Raw genomic sequence first — 15,401 nt, 5'->3', positions numbered from 1 at the left:
CAGGTCACTTCTCCAAGGTCTCGGCAGGGGCGAGGCTCGTGAAGTCCTCGGGGTCGGGGATGTGCGCCACGGTGATGCGCTTGCGGAAGATCCAGTAGGTCCACGCCTGGTACATCAGCACGATCGGCGTGAAGATCACCGCCACCCACGTCATCACCTTCAGCGTGTAGGCCGTGGCCGCCGCGTTGGTGGTGGTGAGCGAGAAGGCAGCGTCCGTCGTCGACGGCATCACGTCGGGGAAGAGGGCCAGGAAGAGGCCCCCGACTGCCAGCGCGATCGTGGTGAAGGTGCCGATGAAGGCCCAGCCCTCGCGGCCCCTCAGGTTGGCGACGAGACCAGCGACCAGGGCCAGCGCGGCCAGCACGAAGGCGACGGCGGAGGCGAGGCTCCCGGTCTTCATCTGGATCCAGACCATGAAGACGACTGCCAGGACCGCGGCCAGCACGCCCAGCTTGGCGGCCATGTCACGGGCCCGGTGACGGATCTCGCCGTCGGTCTTCAGGGCGACGAAGATCGCGCCATGGGTGGCGAAGAGGCTGGCCGTCACCAGTCCACCCAGCAGGCCCAGGGGGTTGAGCAGGGTGAAGAGGGTTCCGGTGAACTCCTTCTCGGCGTCGATCGGCACGCCGGCCACGATGTTGGCGAAGGCCACGCCCCACAGCACCGCAGGTGTCCAGGAGCCGAGGATGAGCGCCCAGTCCCACCGCTTGCGCCACCTGTCGTCGTCACGCTTGTGCCGGTACTCGAAGGCGAGGTTGCGGACGATCAGCGCGACCAGGATGAGGAGCAGTGGCAGGTAGAAGCCGCTGAAGAGCGTGGCGTACCACTCGGGGAAGGCGGCGAAGGTGGCACCGCCCGCGACCAGCACCCACACCTCGTTGCCGTCCCAGACCGGGCCGACGGTGTTGTACATGACACGGCGTTCCTTCTCGTTCCTCGCCAGCTTCGGCAGCAGCATGCCGACACCGAAGTCGAAGCCCTCGAGCGTGAAGTAGCCGATCCAGAGGATCGCGATGAGCGCGAACCAGACTGTGGTGAGTTCCATGGTTCTTCTCCTCTCAGTACGCGAACGCCATGGGGCGGTCGTCGTCGTTGCCGCCCAGGGGGACGTCCGGTGGTTCGGCGAAGGGCTCCGCGCCGATCTTGACGTACTTCACGAGGAGCGCGACCTCCACGACCGCGAGCACCGCGTAGAGCAGGGTGAGCACGATCAGCGAGGTGGCGGCCTCGAAGACGCTCACGCCCGGCGAGACGGCGTTCTCGGTGGTCATCAGCCCGTAGACGGCCCAGGGCTGGCGGCCCATCTCGGTGAAGATCCAGCCGAACGAGTTGGCCGCGACGGCCGTGATGGGCAACGAGAGGCCGAGGATCGCGGGCCAGCGGCGACCCACCGGCGTACGACCCTTGCGCGTGGCCCAGAGCAGGATGGCCGCACCCATGGCGACCCAGATGCCCAGACCCATCATGAAGCGGAACGACCAGTAGGTGATCGGGATGACCGGGACGTAGCCGGTCGAGCTGTAGTAGGCGGCGCCCGGGTCCTGGCCGTACTCCTCGATGTAGCGCTCGCGCAGGGGGTTGATGCCCTCCACCGTGCCGTTGAAGGAGCCGGTGGCGAGGAACGAGGTGAGCCCGTGGATCTCGATCAGGCCGAGTGCCTCGGAGCCGTCCAGGCTGCCCACCGTGAGCACCGAGAAGGGTGCGGTCGTCGTGGTCTCGTACAGACCCTCCGCGGCTGCCATCTTCATGGGCTGGACGTCGGTCATGATCTTGCCCTGGATGTCACCCGAGACCGCGACGCCCATGCCGCCGACGAGGGCGGCGACGGCGCCGATGCGGATCGCCTTGTGGTAGAGCGACTTGTCGTGCTCGTGGCGCTTCGAGACGTAGAGGTAGGCGGCCACGCCGACCATGAAGGCACCGGCGGTCATGTACGCCGCGAGCACGACGTGCGGGAACGTGACCAGCTGGACCTTGTTGAACATCACCGCGGCGAAGTCGACCAGCTCGGCGCGACCCGTCTCGGGGTTGTACGTGTGACCGACCGGGTGCTGCATCCAGCTGTTGGCGGCGAGGATGAACCAGGCCGACGCGAGCGTGCCGAGGTGGACGAGCCACATGCAGGCGGCGTGCAGGGCGCGGGGGAGCTTGTCCCAGCCGAAGATCCACAGGCCGAGGAAGGTCGACTCGAGGAAGAAGGCGAGCAGTCCCTCCACCGCCAGGGGAGCGCCGAAGACGTCACCGACGAAGCGGGAGTAGTCCGACCAGTTCATGCCGAACTGGAACTCCTGCACGATGCCGGTCACGAGACCGAGGGCGAAGTTGATCAGGAAGAGCTTCCCGAAGAACTTGACCAGGCGCAGGTACTCCTCCTTGCGCGTGCGCACCCAGATCGTCTCCATGACCGCGATGAGCATGGTCAGGCCGATGGTGAGCGGCACGAACAGGAAGTGGTAGACGGTGATGATGCCGAACTGCCATCTGGCGATGTCCAGGACTTCCACGGTTCCTCCAGCGTGAGTGTGGGTCGGGTGGCCGGCCGGAACCTCGGTCCGTCCACCCGTCTACTACGAGTAGTAGTACGAATTACTACCGAGCGTAGTACGGGTTGACACGTAGGTACACTTGGGGGGTGACCACGAAGAGAGAAGCCCCATCCGAAGGCCGACGACTCACTTCGCGCAGCACTGGCAAGGCATCGCTGGGCGACCTCGAACGTGCGGTGATGGACGTGTTGTGGGACCTCGAGGAGGGCCACGAGGTGACCGTTCGTCAGGTCCACGCCACTCTGTCGCAGGGGCGCGACGTCGCCTACACGACCGTGATGACCGTGATGGACCGCCTCGCCCGCAAGGGGATGACCATCCAGCACAAGGACGGTCGTGCCTACCGGTACGCGGCGCGCACCACGCGGGCGGCGATGACCGCCGACCTGATGCGTGGCACTCTCTCCGACCTCGGCTCCGGCGACCGCGAGCCGGCGCTGGTCGCCTTCGTGGAGGAGGCCTCCGCCGAGGACCTGGCCGCGCTGCGTCGGGCGCTCGCCGCCCTGGACGCCGACTGAACGCCGGTCGATGACTCCTTTTGTCCTGGGAGTGATCGCCGTCCTCCTGGCTGGTCCCGTCCCTGCCCTTCTCGCGCGCTGGAAGTGGCTGCACCACACCCCCTTTGCCTCGATGGTGCTGTGGCAGGCCGTCGCGCTCGCCGCCGTGCTCTCCGCGGTCGGAGCGGGGTTGTCGCTGATCACCGACTCCACGTGGAACAAGGACCACGCGCCCTGGGGGTCGACCGCTGCCGTGCTGGCCGGACTGCTGACCGTCTCGGTGGTCATTCGCCTGCTGATCTCGGGCCACCGCGTGGGCACGTCCCTGCGGGCGACCCGTCGACGCCACCGCGAGCAGCTCGACCTGGTCGCGGACCGTCTGGGCAGCCACGGGCGGGTACGCGTGCTGGACCACGACGTTCCGGTGGCGTACTGCGTCCCGGGCGTGGGCAACCCCCGCGTCGTCGTCTCGGGCGCTGCGTTGCAGCGGCTGGAGAAACGTCAGCTCGACGCCGTCTTCGCCCACGAGAAGGCGCACCTCAAGGCTCGCCACGACCTCGTGCTCGAGGCGTTCACGGTGCTGCACCGGGCGTTCCCGGCCTGGGTCTCCTCGAGCGCTGCGCTGCGCGAGGTCCGGCTCCTGGTGGAGATTCTGGCTGACCGCGCCGCCCTCAGGGTGGGGAGTCCGAAGGACCTCGCCCACGCGCTCCTGGCGATGGCCAGCGGACGCGCGCCGGAGGGGGCCATGGGCGTGGGCACCGTGGACCTCGTCGAGCGGGTCCGGGTGCTGGGCGACCTCAAGCCGCGACCGTTGCAGGTGTTCTGCCTGCTGGCCGTCTCCTGGGCCCTGCTGGTGGCCCCGACCGCGCTGGTCGTGGCGCCCTGGCTCAACGAGCTGTAGGAGCCACGCAGGTGCACGACGCAGGTGGCCATGACGCAGGGAACCCCGCCGACGCGCACGTCGGCGGGGTTCCGCTGTTTTCCTTGGGGGCTGTCCTTGGCCGGTGGTCTCCCGGACCGGCTCAGGAGCGGGTCAGGCGATCACCTCTTCCGCACCGTGAACTTCACGGTGACCCGGCTCGCCTTGACCGCCTTCGAGCCTTGGTAGGCAGCGACCAGGGTGTACGTGCCGGGCTTGAAGTTGCGGCGCACGGTGATGACGACCTTGCCGTTGCGCAGCGTCCCCTGGCCGACCTTCGCGCCCTTGACGCGGAGGACGACCTTGCCGGAGACGTTCTTCACGGCGGACGACTTCACGTTCACCGTCACCTTGAAGTCCTGACGCGGCCGCTGCGACTTCGGCTTCACCGTCGCCCGGGTCGTGGACCCGGCCTTGGCCTTCGCCTTGACCGTCACCCTCACCTCGTCCGTGCCCGGGGCGAACTGCCCGGACCCGAGGTAGGAGGCGGTGAAGGTGTGGTTGCCCACCGGCAGGTTCTTCGGCACGTCGAACGTGACCTTGCCGTCGCGCAGCGCCTTGTTGCCGATCACCTCTCCGTCCTCGTCGGTGAGCTCGACGCGGCCCGTGGGGGCCGTGCCGGACGTACCGTCGCGCGAGACCTCGACCGTGATCTTCGAGGCCTTGCCCTCGACGACCGGCGAGGGGGAGTGGGTGGCCTCCACGTCGGTCGCCACCAGGCAGCTGCTGATCTCGACGTTGTCGACGTACCAGCCGTCGAGGCCGCCACAGCCGTCACGCCCGATGTCGAAGCGGAGCTTGATGAGGTCGCCCGCCTTCGCCCCGGCCGCGGCCAGGTCGACGATGGAGGTTCCCCAGGTGCCGGTCAGCTCGCCGCCGTCGGTGCCGGTGAAGCCCGGTTCCCCGGCCAACGGGCTGGTGTTGGTGGCCTCGGAGGTCAGCGTCGTGGGCGCGTTGAAGAGGTAGGCCTCACGCGGGATGGGGGCGAAGTCGCGACCGTTGACGCTGATCTTGACGTTGCCGCCGTCGTATCCCGACTCGGTCGCCACGTAGTGGTCGAACGAGAGCTTCGGGAATCGGTGACCCGCTCCGGGCAGCTCGATCGTGGTGCTCGTGATCGAGTCGCGGCTGGAGAAGTCGTTCTCACCTGCCTGGCAGTCGCCCCGGTCGGGAGCCGGACCGTAGGCCACCTTGGTGGCGTTCGTGCCCGGCGCGTCCGAGACCGACTCCCACGGTGCTCCGAAGCCATCTTCGTAGACGACCTCCTGCGAGGTCGCCCAGCCAGCCAGGCCGTCCTCGAAGTCCTCGCTCCAGATGGTCTTCGTGCTCAGCCCGTCGCCGCACAGTGACGGGGTGTTCGGGTCGAACATCGGCTGGAAGTTGCACTGCTCCGGCGGCGTACGCAGCTCGGTTGCTGCGGTCGCGGCAGCGACCTGCGCACAGTCGCCCGCCGTGACCTGCCCGGCTGCGACCGGGGAGGCGTCGGGCGTCGTCGTCAACTTGGTGACGGTGGTCCCGACCAGGTCGGCGCACGAGGCCTCGAGGGCGTCGGCGTGGTCGACGAAGTCGGAGACCGGCGTGAGGTACTCCGACTGGGCCCGCCAGTGGATGGCCGCGGCCTTGTCGATGCCGATGCCGGAGACGGCGACCTCGTTGTAGGTGCCACCGTCGGTGAGCAGCGTGAAGGTGCGGTTGGGCACGCCCGAGTTGCTGTGCACACCACCGGCGTCGGAGGTGTCGCAGTGGTACTCGGCGTCGGTCACCTTGCCCGGGTCTCCGTAGCAGGTGGGGTTCCACATGTCGCGGATCGCGCCGCCGAAGGCGCTGGAGTCCTCGCCGACGAGCCAGCGCAGGCTCTCCTCCTTGGGCGTCGTGCCGGCGTCCTTGATCGTGACCGTCACCGGCTCGGTGGCGGACTTGATCTTGGTGCCGTCCTCCTGGCGCACCATCGCTCCGTAGATGTCGGCGTCACCGGACATCTGCAGCGGCAGCCGGCCGGCCGCGTTGTCGCCGACGACGATGCCGGTGGCTCCGGCGGCCTCGGCGTTGGCGGCCTTGGTGGCGAAGGTGCAGCCGCCGCGGTCGGCGTAGGCGAAGTTGCCGCTCACGGCACCCGCGTTGGTGAACGGGGAGCATGCGTCGGTGGTCGTGTAGTCGGCGCCCTCGTCGGGGTCGACGGCCACGACGACGGTCGCGGTCACTCCGCCCGGGCTGAAGACGGGACCGAATGCTGCCGGGGCGGCGTCGGCGCAGGGACCGGCGATCGATGCGGGGGCATCGATGGTCATGGTGATGTCGCCACGCGTGGAGGTGGAGCACTGGTCGACCGTGCGCGGCGTGGTGATGTCACCCTCGTCCTCGTCCAGGCGGCCGTTGACCAGGTCGAGGGTCTCGCCCCAGATGTCGGAGTAGGACTCGTTGAGCGCACCCGACTGCCACTGGTAGATCAGGCCGGACGTGTACTCGGTGTAGGCGTGCCCCCACTCGTGTGCGACCACGTCGTCGGAGGAGACGCCGTTGCAGTAGTTGGTGGTGACGCCGTTCCAGTTGGCGTTGGGGCACTGGATCGCGGGGTCGTTGTTGACGATGTTCATCGGCTCGCCCTCCCCGTCGTAGGAGTCGCGGCCGAACGCGTTGCGGAAGAGCCAGTAGGCCTCGCCCGAGCTCTTCACCATCGAGTCCTGGTCGGGGTTGACGGTGGCTGCCGGGTCGGGGAGCAGGGGGTCGCCCTCCTGCCACACGAGGGTGAGGTTGCGCTGCGCGTCGGCCTCGTACAGGCGACGGTCGAGGGCCTCGTGGACCATGGAGTAGCGGTTGAGCAGCTTGCCGTGGGTGGCGTCGACGAAGACGACGTCGCGCACGTTGCGCTCGTTGCTGACCTCCACCGTGTAGGCCAAGGTAGCCTTGCCCTCGACGCCACGGGTGGCGCCGATGCGGTAGACGACGAGGTCGGTGGCGACGGCCTTGATGCCCGTGGTGTCGGCCGCGCCGTTCTCGCCCGGCGGCTCCTCGCGCACGGTCGCGACCGCACGCTCGGCCGCGGCCTCCGCGCTGAGCCGGGGGTTGACCGAGAGGTCGAGCCCGGGAGCTGCGTAGCCGTTGACGGAGACGAGGTCACCCTGGGAGTCGACGTGGGCCCGGAGCATGGCGCCGAAGACCGGCACGCCCTTGTAGGACTGCTCGAAGTCCACGGTCCACCCGGTCTTCGACGACTGGACGCCGGCCTGGGTGAGCTCACCGGCCCGGGCGCCGAACGCGGCGGCGTGCTGGGTGACGTACGCGGTGGCCTTGGCAGCGGCACCGCTCTCGCCCTTGGCGGAGCGGCCGGGCAGGAGGTCGCCGGAGCCCTTGACGCGAATGAAGCCGACGCGGCCGGTGGCCGGCTCGGCGGAGACCGTGGTGGTGCCCTCGGCCTGTGACTTCATCGACTGCACACCCGGGGGTGTGGGTGTACTGGGTCGGGCTTGTGCAGCGGCCAGGGGAGCGGCTGAGAGGCCCGCTCCGATCACCACCAGCGCAAGCCCCTGGGAGAGGAGCTTCACGTCGTCTTCCTTCCGAATCCAACTGTGCCGTCGCCACCCGAGAATGTGTGGTTGCCGTCACCCTAGGGAGACAATTGCCGGGCCGTAAAGGGCAAGCGTGAAGATCCTTCTCCGTGCGGTGCCCGGTGGGGAGTGAGCGCGGGCGACACGCACCTGTGGTTCATGTGACTGGTGAGACGGATCAACTAGGGTCGCAGCATGGCGACCCGTACGTCTTCCCCGCCGCGGTCGCGGAGTTCGAGCTCTTCCAGCAAGGGTTCGAACACCCGATCACGGAGTACTGGCTCGAGCGGAGCCGGCAAGAGTGCCTCACGTCCTGCCCCCAAAGCGGCAGGACGTGGTTCGTCACGCCCGTCGCAGGCGGCGCGACGACCGGCTCCTCGTGCGGTCCGCAACGGCCCCGGCCCGGTGAGCCGGACCTTCGCAGCCCTCGGGCGCGCGCTGGTCGCCACCTGGATGGGCCTGGCCCACGGCGCGGGAGCGGTGGCTCGCAGCGTCGGCCACGGTGCCCGTGACCTCGATCCGGCGCTGCGGCGTGACGGCGTCGGACTCTTCATGCTCGGCCTGGCCCTCGTGGTCGCCGGAGCCGTGTGGTGGCAGCCGCCGGGCGGCGCCATGGACCTGGTCCGCTCCGCGACCGCCGGCACCGTCGGCAAGGTCGCGTGGGCGGTGCCCCTCGCCTTCACCTACCTGGGGTGGCGCACGCTGCGCGACCCCGAGCGCAACGGTCCCGTGGGCCGTCAGATCATCGGTTGGACGGCCGTGCTGCTGGGCGTCCTCGGGCTCGTGCACATCGCCAACGGCAACCCCCAGCCCAGCCTGGGTGACGCCAGCGAGCTGCAGGGGGCCGGCGGAGCGATCGGGTTCGTCGTCTCCAGCCTGCTGCTCGACCTGCTGCGCACCCCCTTCGTCGTGGTGCCGATCCTGGTGCTGGTCACCGTCTTCGGCGTGCTGGTCATCACCGCCACCCCGATCTACCAGATCCCTGTCCGGCTCGCCGAGCTGCGCGACCGCCTGCTCGGGCGCCACTACGACGAGGGGGACGACGAGGAGGGCCCGCGCCGTCGCGGCCGTCGCCTCGACGACGAGATCGACCCCGAGGCCGGGGACCCGGCGTACGACACCCCCCTCGTCGAGGACCGCGAGATCACCAAGCGCCGTCGCCGGCCCGACCCGATCGACGTCGCCCTGGAGCACGACGCCGAGTCGACCGACGCCGGAGTCGGCATCTTCTCCCCGCCCGCCGTCGACGAACCGAGCCCCGGCGCCGTCGTCGAGCCCCCGCCGCACACCCCGCTCCCGCCCCGCGTCGAGCAGCTCGCCCTGTCGGGCGACATCACCTACACCCTGCCGGGCAGCAACGTGCTCCAGCCGGGGTCGCCGCACAAGGCGCGTACGAAGGCCTCCGACGACGTCGTCGGCCGTCTGACGCAGGTGCTCGACGAGTTCGGCATCGACGCCCACGTCACCGGCTACACCCGTGGTCCGACCGTGACCCGCTACGAGGTCGAGCTCGGCCCGGGCGTCAAGGTCGAGAAGATCACCAACATCCAGCGCAACATCGCGTACGCGGTGGCCTCCGCCGACGTGCGGATCCTCAGCCCGATCCCCGGCAAGTCCGCGGTCGGTGTCGAGATCCCCAACGCCGACAAGGAGATCGTCTCGTTGGGCGACGTGCTGCGCTCCGACGTGGCCCGCAACAACCACCACCCGATGGTGGCCGGCCTCGGCAAGGACGTCGAGGGTGGCTTCGTGGTGGCCAACCTGGCCAAGATGCCCCACCTGCTGGTCGCCGGTGCCACCGGCTCCGGAAAGTCGTCCTTCATCAACTCGATGATCACCTCGATCATGATGCGGGCGACGCCGGACGAGGTCCGGATGATCATGGTCGACCCGAAGCGCGTGGAGCTCAACTCCTACGAGGGCATCCCGCACCTCATCACGCCGATCATCACGAACCCCAAGAAGGCTGCCGAGGCACTGCAGTGGGTCGTGCGCGAGATGGACATGCGCTACGACGACCTGGCCAACTTCGGCTTCCGCCACCTGGACGACTTCAACAAGGCCGTCCGCGCAGGCAAGGTGGAGGTCCCGCCGGGCAGCGAGCGCGTGCTCACCCCCTACCCCTACCTGCTGGTGATCGTCGACGAGCTCGCCGACCTGATGATGGTCGCGCCGCGCGACGTCGAGGACGCGATCGTGCGCATCACCCAGCTGGCGCGTGCGGCGGGCATCCACCTGGTGCTGGCCACCCAGCGCCCCTCGGTGGACGTCGTGACCGGCCTGATCAAGGCCAACGTGCCGTCGCGTCTCGCCTTCGCCACCTCCAGCCTCGGCGACAGCCGCGTCATCCTCGACCAGCCTGGCGCCGAGAAGCTCGTCGGCCAGGGTGACGGCCTCTTCCTGCCGATGGGTGCCTCCAAGCCGATCCGCGTGCAGGGCGCCTGGGTGACCGAGGCGGAGATCCAGGAGGTCGTCGCGGCGTGCAAGAACCAGCTCGAGCCGACCTACGTCGAGGAGGTCACCGCACCCGCGGCCTCCAAGCGCGAGCTCGACGACGACATCGGTGACGACCTCGACCTCGTGGTCCAGGCCGTCGAGCTCGTCGTCTCCACCCAGTTCGGCTCGACGTCGATGCTCCAGCGCAAGCTGCGCGTCGGCTTCGCCAAGGCCGGGCGCCTCATGGACATCCTGGAGAGTCGTGGCGTGGTCGGTCCCAGCGAGGGATCGAAGGCACGCGACGTCCTGGTCAAGCCCGACGAGATCGACTCAGTGATCGCGACGCTCGAGGGGGAGCGATGAACACAGCGACGAACACAGCGACGAACATCAACGAGCAGTTCCACGACGACGAGGGCCGTACCGATGAGGGACGCGCGACCGACCAGGCGGGGCTGACGTTGGCCGGCGAGATCGTGGAGGTCCGGCGCAACGCCGCCGTCGCGGCTGTCGTCGGCATGCTCGCCTCCGGTGTGGCGATCGCCTGGTTCGGTCGGGCGATCAGCACCGGTGCCGTCGGCGACTGGGTCCTGGTGGTGCTCATGGGCGCCCTCGCTGCGTTCTGGCTCGCCACCTGCGTGGACGCGCGCACCCCTCTGCTCGTCGCCGACGACCAGGGCGTACGCCTGCGTCTCGGCCGCGCCTGGGTCGGCCTGCCGTGGTCGGCCGTCGAGCGGGTCGAGCACCGTCCGCGTCGTGGCCTGACGCGCGACGGCGTGCTCAACGTCGTCCCGCGCAACCCCGACCGGCTGCTGGCCGAGGTCGGCTCACCCGCCGCCCGTCACGCCGGTGTCGCCCGGCGTCTCTACGGCGGCCCCTTCGCCCTTCCGCTGGGTCTCGGCACCCGAGTCGTGGGCGGCGGCGAGGACCTCACGGTTGGCCTCGACCGGCTCGCGCACCGAGGCGCCGAGGTCGTGGTCGTGGGTGAGATGCCCCCGGTCGCAGACGTGGCCCCAGACGTGGCCCCAGACGTGGCCGCCGACATGCCCGCAGACGCGGCCACCGACGCGGCCACCGACGTGGCCGAGGACGGGGCCACCCCGGGTGCTCCGGCCCGTGACGAGGCACCGCGCGTCCTCGCGGCTGACGCACTCCAGGTCGAGCAGGTCGAGACTGACGCGGTCGACCTGCACCCCCGTGACGACGCCGAGGCCCCTGCAGGCGTCGTCCGCACCCGTACCAGCGCGCTGCTCGCCAGGGCCCGTGCGAGCGTCTCCGCCCTCGCCGCACGACGCCCCTCGGAGTCCGACGACGAGTCGGTCGCCACGGTCGACGCCCTCCCGGCCGACGAGACGGACGCGGTCGACCTCGAGGTCGAGCCGAGTGAGACGCCTGCCCCTGTGCGCTCGATCATCGCCCCCTCCCGCAGCGAGGCGCTGAGCAGTGCGGCCCACCGCCCGGACGAGACCCAGGTGCTGGACAGCGCCGAGCTCGAGCTCTTCGAGGAGGACCAGGCATGGGGCGAGCGAGTCAGCCCGATCGCCCGCGAGGGTCAGCCGGTCGCTCCCGTCGTGGTCGACGACTTCGTGGTCGAGCCGGCCCAGGACCCGGTCGTCGGACCCGAGCTGCGTGCGGCTCGCACCCGGCTGGGGCTGAGCACCGACCAGCTCGCCGAGCGCACCCGCATCCGTCCCCACGTGATCGAGGCCATCGAGGTCGATGACTTCGTCCCGTGCGGCGGCGACTTCTACGCCCGCGGCCACCTGCGCACCCTGGCCCGGGTGCTGGGCGTCGACGTGACGCCCCTGCTCGTCTCCTACGACGAGCGGTACGCCAACGCCCCCATCGACCCGCGCCGGGTCTTCGAGGCCGAGCTGGCCACGGGCTCCCACGGCTCGATCCGGGGCACCAGGGGCGGTCCCAACTGGTCGATCCTGGTCGCTGTGGTGATGGCCCTGGTCCTCGTCTGGTCGGTCGCCCGCCTGGTCATGGACGCGCCGCAGGACACGGCCGACACCCCGGTCCTCAACGGCTCGGGCGGCCCCGGCGGCATCGGCAACGCCCTCGCCGATCCGGTCAAGGTCACGGTGCTCGCGCCCACGAGCGGCGCCGAGGTGGTCGTCCGCGACGCCGGCGGCACCATCGTCTTCCAGGGCAACCTCGCCATCGGCCAGAGCACCGAGGTCAAGGCCAGCCCGCCGGTGCGCGTGCAGGCCAGCGACGGCTCGGTCACTGTGACGGTCGCCGGCACCGAGCGTGGTGCCGTCGGCCAGCCGGGGGAGCCCGCCCAGGGGACGTACGCCGACTAGTCACCCGCCGCCGAACCGCTGCGGGGCGGCTGCGAGACGCGTGCCCGTCCGGTCCCGGACGTGTCGTACACCCCAGGTGGGGATGCGGCCGTTCGGAGGCCGGGCGGGCATACTCGTCTCCCGATGGACACGCGTACTCCCCCCCAGCAGAACGGGCCGATCAGCGTCGCAGTGGTGACGCTCGGATGTGCTCGCAACGAGGTCGACTCCGAAGAGCTGGCCGGGCGTCTCGAGGCCGACGGCTTCCGCCTCGTCGAGGACCCCGAGGACGCCGACACCGTCGTGGTCAACACGTGCGGCTTCGTCGAGTCCGCGAAGAAGGACTCGGTCGACACGCTGCTCCAGGCCAGTGACCTCAAGGAGCACGGGCGTACGCAGGCCGTCGTCGCCGTCGGGTGCATGGCCGAGCGCTACGGCAAGGAGCTCGCCGACTCGTTGCCCGAGGCCGACGCCGTGCTGGGCTTCGACGACTATCCCGACATCGCCGCACGCCTGCGCTCGATCATCGGCGGCGAGAAGCACGAGCCGCACGTCCCGTCCGACCGCCGGGCGCTGCTGCCCATCTCGCCGGTCGACCGCGACGCCAGCACCATCAGCGTCCCCGGCCACGGTGCAGCTCCGGAGATCCAGGCCCCTGACCTCAACGCCTCGGAGTCGCCCGCCAGCGGCCCCCGCGCCATGCGCCGGCGTCTCGACGGCGGCCCCATGGCTCCGCTCAAGCTCGCGAGCGGGTGCGACCGCCGCTGCTCCTTCTGCGCCATCCCCAGCTTCCGTGGCTCCTTCGTCTCGCGCCGTCCCAGCGACGTGCTGCACGAGGCGCAGTGGCTCGCGACCCAGGGGGTCAAGGAGCTCTTCCTCGTCAGCGAGAACTCCACCTCGTACGGCAAGGACCTGGGCGACCTGCGCCTGCTCGAGACCCTGCTGCCCGAGCTCACCGCCATCGACGGCATCGAGTGGGTGCGTGTCTCCTACATGCAGCCCGCCGAGACCCGGCCCGGGCTGGTGCAGGCCGTGGCGCACACCCCCGGCGTCGTGCCCTACTTCGATCTCTCCTTCCAGCACGCCAGCGCCTCGGTGCTGCGGCGGATGCGTCGCTTCGGCGACCCGCAGAGCTTCCTGACCCTGCTCGACCAGGTGCGCGCCGAGGCGCCGTCGGCCGGCATCCGCTCCAACGTCATCGTCGGCTTCCCGGGTGAGACCGAGGAGGACCTGGAGACGCTCTGCGACTTCCTGGAGGCCGCCCGCCTCGACGTGACCGGTGTCTTCGGCTACTCCGACGAGGACGGCACGGAGGCCGCCACGTACGACGGCAAACTGGACCCCGACGAGGTCGCCGCCCGCGTCGCCCACGTCAACGCGCTGGTCGAGGAGCTGACCACGCAGCGTGCCGAGGAGCGGATCGGAGAGCGGGTCCAGGTGCTCGTGGAGAGTCTGGAGGACGGACTCGTCGAGGGTCGTGCCCAGCACCAGGGCCCGGAGGTCGACGGCACCACCCAGCTCGTGGGTGCCGCGGCCGACGTCCGCATCGGTGACCTGGTGTGGGCCGAAGTCGTGGAGAGCCAGGGCGTCGACCTGGTGGCGCAGGCGCAGAACGGAGAGAGTCGATGACCGAGGTGGTCACCAAGCCGAGCAACTGGAACGTGCCCAACGCACTGACCACGCTCCGCATCCTGCTCGTCCCGGTCTTCGGCTGGGCCCTGCTGCACGACGGCGGTGACTCCACGACGTGGCGGTGGATCGCCTTCGCCATCTTCGCGGTCGCGATGATCACCGACAAGATCGACGGCGACCTGGCCCGCAAGTACAACCTCGTCACCGACTTCGGCAAGATCGCCGACCCGATCGCCGACAAGGCGATCACGGGCATGGCCCTCATCGGCCTCTCGATCACCGGCGACGTGTGGTGGTGGGTGACCATCATCGTGCTGCTGCGCGAGTGGAGCGTCACGCTCCTGCGCCTCTCGGTGCTGAAGAAGGTCGTGATGCCCGCGGCCCAGTCCGGCAAGATCAAGACCGCGCTGCAGGCGCTCGCGCTCGGTCTCCTGCTCATGCCGCTCCCGCACGGCGACGCCCACGGTGGAGCCTTCGACAACCTCGGCATCGTCGGTGAGGGTGTCTTCTACCTCGGTCAGGCGGCGCTCGCCGGCGCCGTGGTGATGACGCTGTGGTCGGGCTACGAGTTCTACCGTGAGGTCTGGCGCCAGCGCGCCGCCCTGAAGTCCTGATCCTGAGGAGCCCTCGTGGACGCGTCACCGCACGCCGCTGATCCGGTCACCGGGCTCGTCGCTGAGCTCCGTCGGGCCGGCGCCACGCTTGCGGCCGCCGAGTCCCTGACCGGGGGCCAGGTCTGCGCCGCCGTGACTGCCGTGCCCGGTGCGTCGCAGGTGTTCCTGGGCGGCGTGGTCGCCTATGCCTCCCGGGTGAAGGTCGACGTGCTCGGCGTCCCCGCCGACGTCGTCGAGCGGCACGGGGTGGTCTCGTCGCAGTGCGCCGTGGCGATGGCCGCCGGCGTACGCGACCTGCTCGGCGCGACGCACGGCGTCGCCACCACCGGGGTCGCTGGCCCGGACGAGCAGGAGGGCAAGAAGGTCGGTACGGTGCACGTCGCCGTGGCCTCGCCGGACGCCGTGGTCTCCCAGGCGCTGTCGTTGGAGGGCAGCCGCGCGGAGATCCAACGCGCGAGCGTCGACGCGGCCGTACGGCTCCTGGCCGGAATCCTCCGCAGGGAAGAACCAGCCGTCGGGTAGCGTTGCCCCCACGTCGAACCACTGCTTGACCGAGGAGGACGCATGGTGCTGTTTCGCCGGACGCTGGGCGAGGTGTTGCGCGCCACCCGGATGGAGCGTGGTCTGACGTTGCGTGAGGTGTCGGCCGAGGCCCGTGTCTCCCTGGGATACATCTCGGAGATCGAGCGTGGTCAGAAGGAGGCCTCCTCGGAGCTCCTCGCCTCACTGTGCGCGGCCCTCGACGTGCCGCTCTCCTACGTCCTGCGTGAGGCCAGCGCCGTGGTCGCCCGCGAAGAGGGGCTGGACCGCGTGGCCACCCTCGACACCGCTCGTCCGGCCGCCGAGGTCGTGGCCTCCGCTGCCTGAGTCACTCCTCGGGGCGGTGCCGCCCGAGGGGTCGACGCTGGGGTTGTCCTCAGAGCT

11 protein-coding genes are annotated in these 15,401 nt (G+C 70.0%); 8 read left to right on the top strand and 3 right to left on the bottom strand.

Going from position 1 to position 15,401, the window contains the following annotated elements; genetic code table 11:
* Positions 1-4: 4 nt before the first annotated feature.
* Together cydB and FCL41_RS09760 are read right to left on the bottom strand one after the other, a co-directional pair.
* On the bottom strand, positions 5-1,045 hold the full coding sequence (gene cydB / locus FCL41_RS09765; RefSeq protein WP_137065848.1) for a cytochrome d ubiquinol oxidase subunit II: 1,041 nt from the start codon (positions 1,043-1,045) through the stop codon (positions 5-7).
* Between the two features lie 13 nt (positions 1,046-1,058).
* Positions 1,059-2,504, bottom strand: coding sequence for a cytochrome ubiquinol oxidase subunit I (locus FCL41_RS09760; RefSeq protein ID WP_137065847.1), 1,446 nt, complete (start codon positions 2,502-2,504; stop codon positions 1,059-1,061).
* A 128-nt stretch (positions 2,505-2,632) separates the two neighbouring features.
* On the opposite strand from FCL41_RS09760, the gene FCL41_RS09755 reads away from it, so the two are divergent.
* Both FCL41_RS09755 and FCL41_RS09750 read left to right on the top strand, forming a co-directional pair.
* Positions 2,633-3,064 carry a BlaI/MecI/CopY family transcriptional regulator gene (locus FCL41_RS09755; RefSeq protein WP_275403733.1) on the top strand — a complete coding sequence of 144 codons (432 nt, stop codon included), beginning with the start codon at positions 2,633-2,635 and terminating at the stop codon, positions 3,062-3,064.
* Between the two features lie 31 nt (positions 3,065-3,095).
* A complete protein-coding gene (locus FCL41_RS09750; RefSeq protein ID WP_212723123.1) occupies positions 3,096-3,944 on the top strand; it encodes a M56 family metallopeptidase in 849 nt (282 codons plus the stop codon).
* Between the two features lie 140 nt (positions 3,945-4,084).
* Here FCL41_RS09750 and FCL41_RS09745 read toward each other — a convergent pair whose 3' ends face one another.
* A complete protein-coding gene (locus FCL41_RS09745; RefSeq protein ID WP_138868060.1) occupies positions 4,085-7,387 on the bottom strand; it encodes a M4 family metallopeptidase in 3,303 nt (1,100 codons plus the stop codon).
* Positions 7,388-7,702: 315 nt separating this feature from the next.
* Here FCL41_RS09745 and FCL41_RS09740 point away from each other — a divergent pair, with 315 nt between their 5' ends.
* The 6 genes from FCL41_RS09740 (at position 7,703) to FCL41_RS09710 (ending at position 15,344) form a co-directional block, all read left to right on the top strand.
* Positions 7,703-10,306 (top strand): FtsK/SpoIIIE family DNA translocase, encoded by a 2,604-nt coding sequence (locus tag FCL41_RS09740; protein WP_137065844.1) that lies wholly within the window; start codon positions 7,703-7,705, stop codon positions 10,304-10,306.
* Positions 10,303-12,252 (top strand): helix-turn-helix domain-containing protein, encoded by a 1,950-nt coding sequence (locus tag FCL41_RS09730; protein WP_170970249.1) that lies wholly within the window; start codon positions 10,303-10,305, stop codon positions 12,250-12,252. The genes FCL41_RS09740 and FCL41_RS09730 overlap by 4 nt, the downstream gene beginning before the upstream one ends.
* 159 nt (positions 12,253-12,411) lie before the next feature.
* Positions 12,412-13,860, top strand: a complete 1,449-nt coding sequence (gene rimO, locus FCL41_RS09725) for a 30S ribosomal protein S12 methylthiotransferase RimO (protein ID WP_212723145.1) — start codon at positions 12,412-12,414, stop codon at positions 13,858-13,860.
* A complete protein-coding gene (gene pgsA, locus FCL41_RS09720) occupies positions 13,857-14,477 on the top strand; it encodes a CDP-diacylglycerol--glycerol-3-phosphate 3-phosphatidyltransferase (protein WP_137065842.1) in 621 nt (206 codons plus the stop codon). Before rimO ends, pgsA begins: the two co-directional genes overlap by 4 nt.
* Before the next feature lie 15 nt (positions 14,478-14,492).
* Entirely contained in the window at positions 14,493-14,999 is a 507-nt protein-coding gene (locus FCL41_RS09715) for a CinA family protein (RefSeq protein ID WP_137065841.1), read from the top strand.
* A gap of 42 nt (positions 15,000-15,041) precedes the next feature.
* Positions 15,042-15,344, top strand: a complete 303-nt coding sequence (locus tag FCL41_RS09710) for a helix-turn-helix domain-containing protein (protein WP_137065840.1) — start codon at positions 15,042-15,044, stop codon at positions 15,342-15,344.
* Positions 15,345-15,401: the final 57 nt, after the last annotated feature.

This window comes from Nocardioides jishulii (assembly GCF_006007965.1).
Classification (GTDB): Bacteria; Actinomycetota; Actinomycetes; order Propionibacteriales; family Nocardioidaceae; genus Nocardioides; species Nocardioides jishulii.
Note: the sequence above shows the minus strand (reverse complement) of the source record. Positions and strands in the feature narration are given on the sequence as shown.

What these genes read in the sequence shown, in the direction of transcription:
- FCL41_RS09740 (WP_137065844.1), top strand. Translation starts at nt 7,703, where the DNA reads ATGGCGACCCGTACGTCTTCCCCGCCGCGGTCGCGGAGTTCGAGCTCT.
- cydB (WP_137065848.1), bottom strand. Translation starts at nt 1,045, where the DNA reads ATGGAACTCACCACAGTCTGGTTCGCGCTCATCGCGATCCTCTGGATC.
- pgsA (WP_137065842.1), top strand. Translation starts at nt 13,857, where the DNA reads ATGACCGAGGTGGTCACCAAGCCGAGCAACTGGAACGTGCCCAACGCA.
- FCL41_RS09710 (WP_137065840.1), top strand. Translation starts at nt 15,042, where the DNA reads ATGGTGCTGTTTCGCCGGACGCTGGGCGAGGTGTTGCGCGCCACCCGG.
- FCL41_RS09730 (WP_170970249.1), top strand. Translation starts at nt 10,303, where the DNA reads ATGAACACAGCGACGAACACAGCGACGAACATCAACGAGCAGTTCCAC.
- FCL41_RS09745 (WP_138868060.1), bottom strand. Translation starts at nt 7,387, where the DNA reads ATGAAGTCACAGGCCGAGGGCACCACCACGGTCTCCGCCGAGCCGGCC.